At 60.1% G+C, this 12,065-nt stretch carries 11 protein-coding genes and 2 pseudogenes; 11 read left to right on the top strand and 2 right to left on the bottom strand.

The window, feature by feature from the left end:
* Nucleotides 1-92: 92 nt before the first annotated feature.
* The 8 genes and pseudogenes from METAC_RS0103175 to METAC_RS0103130 form a co-directional block, all read left to right on the top strand.
* Nucleotides 93-428: pseudogene (locus METAC_RS0103175) on the top strand (transposase); the annotation flags it as partial.
* Between the two features lie 298 nt (nt 429-726).
* Nucleotides 727-1,074: a DUF3489 domain-containing protein gene (locus tag METAC_RS22135; protein ID WP_084143425.1), complete on the top strand. Its 348-nt coding sequence runs from the start codon at nt 727-729 to the stop codon at nt 1,072-1,074.
* A gap of 2 nt (nt 1,075-1,076) precedes the next feature.
* A complete protein-coding gene (locus tag METAC_RS22130; RefSeq protein ID WP_051335345.1) occupies nt 1,077-1,556 on the top strand; it encodes a DUF2924 domain-containing protein in 480 nt (159 codons plus the stop codon).
* The gene (locus METAC_RS0103160; protein ID WP_051335344.1) at nt 1,549-3,291 is read left to right on the top strand and encodes a recombinase family protein; all 1,743 of its coding nucleotides are present in this window, start codon (nt 1,549-1,551) and stop codon (nt 3,289-3,291) included. Before METAC_RS22130 ends, METAC_RS0103160 begins: the two co-directional genes overlap by 8 nt.
* A 576-nt stretch (nt 3,292-3,867) precedes the next feature.
* Nucleotides 3,868-4,257, top strand: coding sequence for a DUF3489 domain-containing protein (locus METAC_RS22125; RefSeq protein ID WP_051335767.1), 390 nt, complete (start codon nt 3,868-3,870; stop codon nt 4,255-4,257).
* Nucleotides 4,258-4,262: 5 nt separating this feature from the next.
* Entirely contained in the window at nt 4,263-4,745 is a 483-nt protein-coding gene (locus METAC_RS0103145) for a DUF2924 domain-containing protein (RefSeq protein ID WP_026605909.1), read from the top strand.
* Nucleotides 4,738-6,519 (top strand): recombinase family protein, encoded by a 1,782-nt coding sequence (locus tag METAC_RS22120; protein WP_051335343.1) that lies wholly within the window; start codon nt 4,738-4,740, stop codon nt 6,517-6,519. Before METAC_RS0103145 ends, METAC_RS22120 begins: the two co-directional genes overlap by 8 nt.
* Before the next feature lie 704 nt (nt 6,520-7,223).
* Nucleotides 7,224-8,030: a hypothetical protein gene (locus METAC_RS0103130; protein ID WP_156898088.1), complete on the top strand. Its 807-nt coding sequence runs from the start codon at nt 7,224-7,226 to the stop codon at nt 8,028-8,030.
* A 9-nt stretch (nt 8,031-8,039) separates the two neighbouring features.
* On the opposite strand, the gene METAC_RS0103125 is transcribed toward METAC_RS0103130, so the two are convergent.
* Nucleotides 8,040-8,279, bottom strand: coding sequence for a DUF6471 domain-containing protein (locus METAC_RS0103125; protein WP_051335342.1), 240 nt, complete (start codon nt 8,277-8,279; stop codon nt 8,040-8,042).
* Nucleotides 8,280-8,386: 107 nt separating this feature from the next.
* On the opposite strand from METAC_RS0103125, the gene METAC_RS0103120 reads away from it, so the two are divergent.
* Complete coding sequence (locus METAC_RS0103120) at nt 8,387-9,385, top strand: IS1595 family transposase (protein ID WP_026605906.1); 999 nt, start codon at nt 8,387-8,389, stop codon at nt 9,383-9,385.
* On the opposite strand, the gene METAC_RS25035 is transcribed toward METAC_RS0103120, so the two are convergent.
* A complete protein-coding gene (locus tag METAC_RS25035; RefSeq protein WP_051335341.1) occupies nt 9,355-9,798 on the bottom strand; it encodes a hypothetical protein in 444 nt (147 codons plus the stop codon). The genes METAC_RS0103120 and METAC_RS25035 overlap by 31 nt on opposite strands.
* 266 nt (nt 9,799-10,064) lie before the next feature.
* Between METAC_RS25035 and METAC_RS0103110 the strand changes: the two genes are divergently transcribed.
* Nucleotides 10,065-10,790 carry a hypothetical protein gene (locus METAC_RS0103110; RefSeq protein ID WP_026605905.1) on the top strand — a complete coding sequence of 242 codons (726 nt, stop codon included), beginning with the start codon at nt 10,065-10,067 and terminating at the stop codon, nt 10,788-10,790.
* A gap of 473 nt (nt 10,791-11,263) precedes the next feature.
* Nucleotides 11,264-11,479: pseudogene (locus tag METAC_RS27000) on the top strand (ParB N-terminal domain-containing protein); the annotation flags it as partial.
* Nucleotides 11,480-12,065 lie beyond the last annotated feature (586 nt).

The following is a 12,065-nucleotide window of genomic DNA, read 5'->3' as shown; positions in this document are numbered from 1 at the left end:
CTGCGCCGGGGCGAGCGCTGTCGTTCCTGCCGCATCAAAGTGCGGTCCCCTTTCCATGCAAATCCGCGGTCCCTATTCGATGCTGTTTGACACTTTCCAAGTACGAAACCGTCACTATCGCGGCGATCGAGGCAGGCGTGCCCTTGCTGGTCGAGGCGAGAGAAATTATTGCCGCCTTCCAGATGATGATCCGCAAGAAGTCTCTTGCCGATCTCGAGCCATGGCTGGAGCGGGCCAGATCAGGCTTGGCAGCCTCCTTCGCCAACGGCGTCGTCAAGGACCAGGCGGCCGTCAGCGCCGCGATCACATCGCCCTGGTCCAACGGCCAGACAGAAGGTCAGATCACCAAACTCAAACTCGTAAAACGCCAGATGTACGGCAGAGGAAAGCTGGATCTCCTTCAAGCCCGCGTCATCGGCGCCGTGTAGCCGCAAAGCTCAATAGCCATCAAGATTGCGTCAGAGCCCTTATTCCAGCTTATTCACATCTTGAATGCAGAAACGCGTGAGCGCCAGAGCGACTCTTCAACGCAGAGACCGGGCGTTCGGCCGTCGATTTTCTTCGCAGAAAGGAGTGGACTTCAAGCGCGAAGGAAGCGTCACTGTCGCCAGGAGATAAGGGCCGGTTGGCCCCATCCGGGATCCTGCCCCGCTGGCGCCGCCGCCATTGTGGGGCTTCGGCGGTGACGGCGCATGACGCCGCCACAGCCCGCAAGGATCCCTCAAAATGTCAAATCGCAAAGCCCCCGAAGAGATCACACTGGCCCGCACGAAGAACCGCGCGAAGGAGCCCGCAGGGACCGGGATCGTTCCCGCGGGTTCCGCGCGCGGCGGGACTAAGCAGGAGGCCGTTCTCGCCCTCCTTCGACAGCCAAAGGGCGCCACGTTCGCCGCCATCATGACAGCGACCGGCTGGCAGCAACATTCGGTGCGCGGCTTTTTCGGCGGCGTGGTGCGCAAGAAACTCGGCTTGACGCTGATCTCGGAAAAGGCCGGCGACGAGCGCGTCTATCGCGTGACCGACAAGCAGCCGCCCAAAACGAAGCCGAAGGCCTCGACACAACCGGCCGCCTAGACATGGCTGGGACAGACACACGAGCGATCGAGCGCGAGATCGATCGCATTCGGTCGCTCAGCCTCGAGGACCTGCGACGCGAATGGCGGCGGCTCTGCCACTCCGAGCCGCCGAGGATCAGCCGCGACCTGCTTGTCCTTGCACTCGGGTACAGACTTCAGGAGATCGAACATGACGGGCTCGGCAAGGCGACAAGACGCAAGCTGCAGACCATGGCGAAGGCCCTGCAGGCGACGGGCCGGGTCGGCGCGACGCCGAGCCTCAGCCTGAAGCCCGGCGCCCGTCTCGTCCGGGAATGGGGCGGCGGCCGCACCCACACCGTCACGGTGACCGAGGAGGGATTCGAGTATGGCGGGACGATCTATCCGTCCCTTACCAGGATCGCCAGAAAAATCACCGGCGCGCATTGGTCGGGTCCGCGTTTCTTCGGCCTGCCCGCGGCAGGCGCCGAGCGCCCGAACAAGGGAGCGCGCGATGGGTGAAGCCGAAAAGACGCCGCGCCAGGCCGCCAAAAAGATCCGCTGCGCGATCTACACGCGAAAATCCTCGGAGGAAGGCCTGGAGCAGGCCTTCAACTCGCTCGACGCCCAGCGTGAAGCCTGCGCCGCCTTCATCGCCTCGCAAAAGCATGAAGGCTGGACGGCCGCGCCGACGCTCTATGACGATGGCGGCTTTTCCGGCGGCACAATGCAGCGCCCTGCCCTGAAACGGCTGATCCCCGATATCCAGGCCGGCCAGATCGACGTGGTCGTCGTCTACAAGGTCGACCGGTTGACGCGCGCGCTCGCCGATTTCGCCAAGCTCGTCGAAATCTTCGACCGCCGCGGCGTCTCCTTCGCATCGATCACCCAGCAATTCAACACCACCACGAGCATGGGGCGGCTGACCCTGAACGTGCTTTTGTCCTTCGCCCAGTTCGAGCGCGAGGTGATTGGCGAGCGGGTGCGCGACACGATCGCCGCGTCCAAGAAAAAAGGCATGTGGATGGGCGGCATGCCGCCCTTGGGCTATGACGTCAAAGACCGCAAGCTCGCCGTGAACGAGGACGAAGCCGGCATCGTCCTCTATATCTTTCGGCGCTATCTCGCGCTGAAGTCGGTTCATGCCCTTCGGGACGAGCTTGCCGAGGCAGGGATCAAGAGCAAGCGCCGCCTGCGGCCCGACGGTGTGGAGTATGGCGGCCAGAAGCTGTCCCGCGGCGCGCTCTATCTGATGCTCCAGAACCGCCTCTACCGCGGCGAGATCGCCTACAAGAGCGGGTCCTATCCCGGCGAACATTCCGCGATCGTCGACCAGCCGCTGTGGGACGCGGTCCAAGCCGCGCTCGCCGCAAACCGGGTAGAGCGTGCCACGGGCGGGCGCGCAAGCCATCCGAACCTGCTGACCGGAATGGTCTTCGACGAGGCCGGCGAGCGGCTGACACCGAGCGATGCGGTCAAGAAGGGCGCACGCTACCGCTATTATGTTTCGACCTCCCTCATCACCGGAACGGGAAAGAGCTCATCGAGATGCCGACGGATTCCGGCCGGCGATCTGGAAGGATTGGTGATCAACAGGCTGCGCGCATTTTTCGCCGACCCCGGAGCGATCCTCGACACGATGGGGGCTGAAGCGGATAGCGGTTCAGGATGCAGCCGCCTGATCGAACGCGGCCGTCAGGTTGCGGAAGAGCTTGCCGCTGGTGCGCCGGACAAAGTCAAAGCGATTCTCCTGGCGCTGCATTGCCGCGTTGAAATCGGATCCGATCGCATCGGCATCGCACTTTCTCAAACCGCACTTTCGGAACTGCTGGCCGGGTCAATCAATCCGGCGACGCAGCACCACGAACCGGCGAATGCGCCCGGCGACATGCTGACTTTGACGGCGCCGGCGGCGCTGAAGCGCGTCGGCCGCGGGATGCGCATGCTGGTCGAGAGCGCCGATGACCAGAGGACGGCCGATCCGAGCTTGCTGCGGACCCTCGCCCGCGCTCACCATGTCCAGGCGCGGCTGATCCAGAACGCCGAGCTGACCGTGCATGACGTCGCGCGCGAAGAAGGAGTGTCCGCCGCCTATCTGTATATGCTGCTGCGCCTGCCCTGGCTCGCGCCGGACATCTCTACGGCGATCGTCAACGGCCGACAGCCGCCGCAGCTCACCGCCAAGACCTTGATGCGGCTGACGCCGCGCCTGCCGCCCGACTGGGCGGAACAGAGAAAGCTGCTCGGCTTTCGCTGACGTCCGAGCATGTTCCGATTCTATGAATTTGAGCGATTCCTTTTCGTTCAGATGATTCCATCTGATCGGGAAGCGCTCTAGGCGCTGGTCTCTCAAACTTGGCCGCGATGCGCCCCGGCTTCGCCGCGAAACCCGCTGCTACTTCGGCGAAAAAAGTAAACCCCGAAATGGGCCCGGAGAGATTTTCGGACCGCCGAAGCCGAGAGCGCGCGGCAAACCGTCTCCGCCGCAAATCCGATGCGGCGCCAGCCCGAAAAACCCCGCCATTCCGCGGGGACATAGGCGCGGGCCTGGAATAGAAATATATGTAATATCAATTAGTTATATACTGGCTGGCCAAGCAGAATTCGAACTCTCGGATGCAGAGACGGTGGGCTTGGTCGCCTTTTGAAGCAGACCCGTGTGTGAATGTAGCCTCAGAAAAGAGTGGACTTGCGCGGCGAAGAGAGCGTCACTGTCTGCACAAGACAAGGACCCTTTGGCCTTTGTTGATCCTGCCCCGCTGGCGATGCGGCCATTGCGGGGTTGCGGTGGTGACGGCGCATGCCGTCCCAACGCAAGAAGGATCCTCGAAAAATGTCGGACAGCAAACCGCTGCATAAAATCGCCTCGCCGAAAACCCGCCGGACTGCGGCGGGCGCCCCCATCGCTCCCACCAGCACGAAGGTCGAGGCCGACGCACAAGCCGCGGCCGTTGCGTCGCCCGGCCAAAAGCCTGCGCTGCGGGCGGGCACAAAGCAGGAAGCGGTGCTCGCGATGCTCCGACGTCCTCAGGGCGCGACACTTGCCGCCATTATGACGGCGACCGGCTGGCAGGAGCATTCGGTCCGCGGCTTCCTCGCGGCAGTGGTGCGCAAGAAGCTCGGCCTGACGCTAGCGTCGGAAAAACCGGGCGATGCCCGGATCTACCGCATTGTGGACAACGCGCCGCCGCGCAAGGAAAAGACGCGCCGGAAAGCTGCGTGACCCGCATGTCACGGCCGTCGTTCGATCGCGCCGCGCTTCGAGCCGAGGTCGAGCGCTTTCGCGCGCTCGGCCTCGAAGAGTTGCGACAGGAATGGCGACGCCTCTGGCGCAGCGAGCCGCCGCAAATCAGCCGGGACCTGTTCGTTCTAGCGCTCGGTTACCGGATTCAGGAAGTCGAGCATGGCGGACTCGGGAAAGCGACCAGGCGCAAGCTGCAGACTATGGCCAAGGCCTTGCGCGAGACGGGTCGAGCGGCTCCGACGTCGGGCTCTGATCTGAAGCCCGGCTGCCGCCTGATTCGGGAATGGCATGGCCGCTCGCACACCGTCACCGTGCTGGAGGATGGATTCGAATACGCCGGCGAAACCTATCCGTCGCTGACCCAAATCGCGAAGAAAATCACCTCGGCGCATTGGTCCGGCCCCCGCTTCTTCGGCTTGCCGAGGGTGAATGGCGATAGCAGCGGCAAGGGAGGGCCCCATGGGTGAAACAACTCAGCGACGAGCCGCCAATAGGGCGCGTTGCGCGATCTACACACGCAAATCAACCGAGGAAGGCCTCGACCAGGCTTTCAACTCGCTTGACGCCCAGCGCGAAGCCTGCGCCGCCTTCATCCTCTCGCAGAAACACGAAGGATGGTCGGCGCTCCCCACCCACTATGACGATGGCGGCTATTCCGGCGGCTCGATGGAGCGTCCGGCCCTGAAACGGCTGATTGCCGATATCGAAGCCGGACGCGTCGACGTTGTGGTCGTCTACAAGGTCGACCGGCTGACCCGCGCGCTCGCCGACTTCGCCAAGCTCGTCGAGGTCTTCGATCGCCGTGGGGTCTCCTTCGTGTCGATCACCCAGCAGTTCAACACGACGACCAGCATGGGCCGGCTGACGCTCAATGTACTGCTCTCCTTCGCGCAGTTCGAGCGCGAGGTGATCGGCGAGCGGGTGCGCGACAAGATCGCCGCCTCGAAGAAGAAGGGCATGTGGATGGGCGGCATGCCGCCGCTCGGCTACGACGTCAAGGATCGCAAGCTTGTCGTCAACGCGGAAGAGGCGCTTGTCGTTGTCGATATCTTTCAGCGCTATCTCGTCCTGACATCGGTTCACGCGCTACGCGATGAGCTAGCCGACGCCGGGATCGGCAGCAAGCGCCGCTTACGGGCCGACGGTTCAGAATATGGCGGCCAGGGCTTTTCGCGCGGCGCGCTTTATGCCCTGCTGCAGAACCGCCTGTTTCGCGGCGAGATCAGCCACAAGGGCGAAGTCTATCCGGGCGAGCATACGGCAATCGTCGACGCGCAACTTTGGAACTCTGTTCAGGCGACGCTCGCCGCCAACCGCGTGGATCGCGTGACCGGCGCGCGCGCCGAATCGCCGAGCCTGCTCGCCGGCATGGTCTTCGATCAAAATGGCGAACGGCTGACACCGACCCATGCCGTCAAGAAGGGTGCGCGCTACCGCTACTACGTGTCTTCTTCGCTTGTGAGGGGGGAAGGAAAAGGAAAGGGATCGTACGGCCGACGGATCCCGGCCGGCGATTTGGAAACCCTCGTGATTGCCAGGCTGCTCGACTTCTTCGCCGACGGCGGATCAATCCTCGACGCATGCGCTTGCAAAGCCGACATCGCGACGGCCGGCCGGCTGATCGAAGCCGGCCGTCAGATCGCCGAAGACCTTGGCGGTTCAGCGCCGCAGACAATCAAAGCGATCCTCGCCAGACTGCAGTGCCGCATCGAAGTCGGCCGCGATCGTCTCAACGTCATGCTCGCCCGATCCCGACTCATGGCGGTTCTCCATGGAACGATCAATTTCGAGGCGCAAGGTTGCGCGCCAGCGGCCGCCCGCGAGGATCTCGTCACGCTCTCATCGCCTGTGGCGCTCAAGCGCGTCGGCCGCGAAATGCGCATGCTGATCGAGGGCGCCGCCGATCAGGCTGCGCCCGATCCGAGCCTTCTGCGCATTCTTGCGCGCGCCCATAGCGTTCAGGAGCGGCTCAGTCGGAATCCCGCGCTCAGCGTACGCGACCTTGCGCACGACGAGGGCGTGACGGCGCCGCACCTCTATTCGATCCTGCGCCTGCCCTGGTTGGCCCCGGACATCACGACTGCGCTCGTCAACGGCCGACAGCCATCTGAGCTTACCGCCAAATCCCTGATGCGGCTCTTGCCGCGACTGCCGGCCGATTGGGTCGAACAGAGAATGCTTTTGGGCTTCCGTTCAAACAACGAGACTGGTCGAGGATCGCATCTCGGCAGCTCAGCTTGAATCGCTCAGACGACGCCAGTCCAAGCGCGGCGCCGCGGCTTTGATCGACCCTTAGTTTAAGACCTCCCGACAACGCATTCGCGGCAGCGAGAGGTGATCGAGAACTCTCGTCAAAAAACTGCGGTTAAGGGTCGAGGCCCCGCTGACAATCGACCGAAGTGCGGACGACTACCAAGGCGACAAGCTCGGAGCAATGCTGAACCGAACACACCCTAACGGTCCGCCGGCCCACTGCCTCTGGCGGGACGCCTTCCGCGACGGCGGGCGCAAGCTGCTCGTTAGCGACCGAGCAGTGAACCTCGGAATGGCCGTGGAGAGAAAATCAGGCGGCGGCTGGCGACGACGACGTCGAGAACCGTCTCTGTCACCGAGCGCGGTTCCAGACGAGCCGACAACGCCGTGAATTCGCGGCGGAAATCGCTCTGACCCAAAAACAAAAGCATCTGCAATATAAATATGTTAAACGCTGGCTGACGACACAGTCCACGGCGAACCCGTCTCCACACCAAAATTCCCTGTTATCAGGGAAAATACAGGGAATTTCCGGTATTATGGCGCAACCGCCACAAGCGATTTAGCTCCAGCCCCCCATCTGAGTCCGAAAGGAGTCAGTGAGTGATCAGGGCTGCGCGGTGCGCGCTTTCCACTAATCAATGCTCGGCTACCCGTTGCGGAATCAAGCAGGCGGAGTCAGTGGTACGAGTATGGATAACAACGTCTTCTTGTCGTTTATTCGCAAGCTCTGGCCCCAAGCTTTTGCGGGGGCAATGATGGCTGCGCCAGATTATTTACATTTCTCACATGGGGTGGCGGCCTGGATTTTCTGGATAGGCGGCGTTGTTGGGTTAATCGGGCTTTTGCTGGAGGTTCGTTCTGAATCTGGAAACGTATATCTACATGATAGAAAGAAGCTATTGATATTTCTGACCCCGATAATTGTAGGGGCCACAATATTGTGCGGCGCAGGGTGGTATTTTTGGCCATCTGCATACAAGCTAGAAAATATTGCTGCAGATAGCGCCAAAGATACGCTGAAGCCAAAAATAACAACAAAGACCGGGGAGGATATATTCAATAACGCGTTTAATACAAACGGAGAAAATATTATTGAAGAGGGGACCGCAACAAAAACAATTATTAATAATGGAATACTTATAGAAATACAAATACCGTATAAAGTTATATTCAATATACAAAGCAAAACATATTTTTTTGCCGCATTCATTGGTTCGTATTTACCAGCTTTTCAGTTTATATCAGATATTTCGACGTATGCGGAACCATTTGCAACTGATGCCGCCAATAAAGGGGTTTTATCAGCAATTAAAGAGAAAGGGAAAGAGGCAATTATATTGCCTGAATTTAAGTTTTCTAAAAAAGTAATTATTTATTATGAAGAAGATTTATCAATTCAAGATATAGCAAAACTTGATGATATTTTTACAAAAATTGGCCTACACCTCGAACTCAGAGGTACAAGCCGCATGATGCGAGAGGGGATGGGAGAGTAAGGCTTGCGTTTAAAGATCATCAAGCCGCATCCCTCCAATCTCTAATGCCGCGAGGCAGGCCAAGAAAAAAGTTGCAGCAAACGTCCCGCGCGCGAGCTTGCTAGTGATGGACGCCTCAGTCTCCTGCAGGCCATGCCCCTCTAATCGCTTTGCGAGTTCGGAATAGGTGACGCCGGCTCGCTTCATCTCCGCTTTCAAAAACCGTGCGGTCTTTTGGGCCAGTTCTTTTTCGCTGGTCGCGATTCCCATGGCGCCCTCCCATCAAAATTGATCGGAGGCTATCATATATGAAAGATTGCTGTTGACAATGACAGATTAAGCTGTCACTTTAGCTAGGTTCCTAGCGGATATGACAGATGCCACAGCATTTCCTTCTTTCCCGCCCTGCCAAGACCCTGAGCCTCGCTCAGGTCTTCCGCATGTCGGACGCGGAAGCCGAGGCGATGTTCTGCAAGGTTCGCTGGCTTGAGACGGAAGGAAAGCCGGTTTGCCCGAACTGCGGCGGCCTCGACGCCTATGATTGCCGGCGCCCAAATGGCGCGCCGCGCTTTCGGTGCCGCGCCTGCAAGAAGGATTTCAGCGTCACGTCGGGAACGCTGTTCGCATCTCACAAGCTCCCCTTGCGGGCTTATCTCGCGGCCATCGCGATCTTCTGCAACGAAGTGAAGGGTAAGTCCGCGCTGGCGATCTCCCGCGATCTCGGGCTTTCTTACAAGGCGGCTTTCGTGCTCTTGCACAAGCTGCGCGAGGCCATGGCCGAAGAAATGAAGGGCCGCACGGTCGGCGGCGAAGGAAAGGTCGCCGAGATCGACGGTGGATATTTCGGCGGGTACATCAAGCCCGCGAACATCAAGGAAAACCGCGTCGATCGCCGCTTAGGCCGCAACCAAAATGGCAAGCGCCAAGCCGTCGTCATCGTCCGCGAGCGCAATGGTCGTTCGCTTCCGGCCGTCTTCCGCACTGAGGGACAGGCGCTTTCCTTCATCCGCTCGCGCATCGCCAAGGGAACGGTCATCAATGCAGATGAAGGAAGCTCTTGGGACGCGCTGCACGCCCAATACGAGATGAAGCGCATCAATCACCAAGAGGCTTACAGCATGGACGGCGCTTGCACGAATTGGGCGGAGGAGTTCTTCAGCCGCATGCGTCGCGCCGAGCACGGCCATCATCATCATATCGCCGGCATCTATCTGCTTCGCTATGCGCAAGAAGCGAGCTGGCGCGAAGATCATCGCCGTATGTCGAACGGCGAACAAGTTCATATGGTCGCCGGTCTGGCGATGCACAAAAAGAGCAGCCCCGATTTCGTCGGCTACTGGCAGCGTCACAAAAGCGACGGCGCGACCGCCCATTGAGCAGACCGCGTCGTCCCGGTTTTGGCTACCATCCCGCGTTTAAGAAGCCCACGCAGCACCGCAAGCGTTCGGTCCAAGACGATCTCGCCCAAGCCGAGATCGTCGCAAGGCATTTCCTTAGCCCGTATGACGGCACTCGCAATGTCCGCCGTCGATAAAGGACCCCTCGCCAATCGTAGGGTATCCATGGTAAGGCGCGACAGTTCATTGCGGGCGAAATATAGCGTGCGCCGATAGACCCGCTTTGGCGGTATGGCCTCGGGGTTGGTGCCGGGCGAAAAAAGCCTAATCGTTGCGTCGATATTCGCGAGGCTTGCCCGCTGGCGCGCAAGCCGCTTTTCAAGATCGTGAATGTAACCGCTGATTTCAGCGCGTTTCAATCGTAATGCAGAGATAACATGAGGGTCGGCCATGCCTGAAAATTTAGGCGCGGACCCGATTCATTTCCTGTGGCGGTTGCGCCATAATACCGGGAATTTCGCTGAATCTCTCCCGTCCTCCCGAAAATCAGCGCGAATATCTGCGTAAAATCAGGATGTTCCTCTGAAGTTCCCTGTGCAAGGGAACAGGGAATTTTTATTCTGAAACAGGGAGTTTTTCGAAAGCAACAGGGAAACTCATAGCCGTATCAGCGAACGACGAGGTCCCTCACGCGGGCTCGAGCGGACGGGAGAGCGAAATGCCGACCACTGACATAGCCAACAGCGAAAACAGCCTCACCCTGCTCGATCAAAAGAGGGCGCTTGAGGACGAAATATGGTTCTTGGCGGTCGCGGAAGGCTACGCCAAGCATAGACTACGAGGACCTATCGCTCGGGAGGCTGTCATCGAGGACTATTATAGGCAATACCCGGAGATGAAGACCTATGTCGATGAGCAGGCTTCAAAGGGGATCTGCTTATACGCCATTCGTGAAATGCGAATGCGCCGGAAGAAGGGTCTGCAGGCCGCGCAAGCGCGGCGTTCCACTGCACCGCCAAAATTCGCCCGAGACCCGGAAATGGCCTGGATGGAGCCATTTATGGCCAAACCAATGGCAATCGTTTTCACTGTTGGACGCCCGTTGCCGCCGCCGCTCTGGGGAGTTCCGTCGGACGAGCTCGACAGCGCATTAGAGGCCCTTCCTGAAAAGCCAACCGAACAGGCCGCAAAGCCTCCTTCAACAGCAGATACGCCCGCCTATCAAACCGGTCTGCCCGGAAGGCCCACGTCATGGTTCCTCGTGGAAGCCGAGGTGCGCCGCCGTTTCGGGCCCGATTGCGCTTCGAAAGCGACCGCTGAGTGGACTCTGGACATGAGCGCATGGGTGGCGCACGAACATCCAAATGCGCCCACACCGAAAAACAAGACATTAGGGAACAGGCTGGCCGGCCTCCTTCGGGAGCTAAAGGCGTCGACAAAATAGGGCCGCGCGAACCGCCCGATATTATTTTTCATATTATAAAATCGGGCGACTTTTTCGGGCGTGAACACAGCCATATCGTTTCTTTGCCAAGCGCCACACAATCGAGGCGCGGCGGAGGAACTGATCATGCTGCCCTTAAATCCTGTCTGCGATCGCCGCCACCTCCGCCGCGCCGAAGCGAGGCGCTTTTTCGCAAATAAGCAGCGCCAGGCGCGCGATTCATGCCACTGTCGAGGCTCGGCGGCGGCGGAGCCTCTCGTTTTGGGCGCACACACCCTCCCCCGTCCGACCACACGGATGAACGCGCCGCCGCGGCTCGGGGCGCCGAGCCCCGTTGATGGAAGGCGGCCTGGCGCCACAAGGGAGCGGCGAACCGCTCAAGATCAAAGTCCGCAGTTTCCAACACTTCGCGTGGGACGCGAAAAACGTCGTTTCCTTTTCGGTCATCGCCCGCACCTCGGACGGGGCCGCCAGTGACCAAGGCTCCCGCCAATCAACTCAAATTTCTCGCGATCGCAGATTTGACCCCCGACCCGCGCAATCCGCGCAAGCATGATCGAGCCCAGCTTCGAGCCATCGCCAGGAGCATTGAGGCGTTCGGCTTCAACGCGCCAATCCTGATCGATCGGAACAAACAGATCATCGCCGGCCACGGCCGCTATGAAGCGGCCAAGCTGAACGGGTCCGACAAAGTCCCCGTCATTTGTCTCGACCATCTGACCGAGGCTCAAGCCAGAGCCTACATGCTGGCGGACAATAAACTCAACGACAGATCCTCCTGGGACGACGCCGGATTGGCCTTGCATCTGAAGGAGCTGTCCGAGATCGCTCTCGATGTTGACATCGAGGCCATTGGCTTCGAGCCTCCGGAAATAGACTTTCGCATCCAATCATTGGATGCGCCCGAGACTGCCGACGCCGCTGATGAGTTCAAGGCGGCCGCTGGGCCTGCCGCATCCCGCCTCGGCGATCTTTGGCTGCTCGGCGATCATCGCCTCTATTGCGGCAGCGCGCTCGAAGGCGCGGCTTACGACGCCCTCCTCGGGACCGAGAAAGCGGCGGCCGTGTTCACCGATCCTCCCTACAACGTCAAGGTCGACGGCCATGTCTGCGGCGGCGGCGCGAAAAAGCATCGCGAATTCGCCATGGCCTCAGGCGAGATGACCGAGGATGAGTTCGCCCGCTTCTTGATTGCGACGTTAAAGCTCGCCGGTTCTCGCTCCGCCCGCGGGGCCCTGCTCTACGCCTGCATGGATTGGCGCCATATGGGCGAAA

Origin of the sequence: Methylocapsa acidiphila B2 (genome assembly GCF_000427445.1) — a bacterium.
Taxonomy (GTDB): Bacteria; Pseudomonadota; Alphaproteobacteria; order Rhizobiales; family Beijerinckiaceae; genus Methylocapsa; species Methylocapsa acidiphila.
The sequence above is the reverse complement of the archived record's forward strand: the minus strand, read 5'-3'. Positions and strand labels throughout refer to the sequence as shown.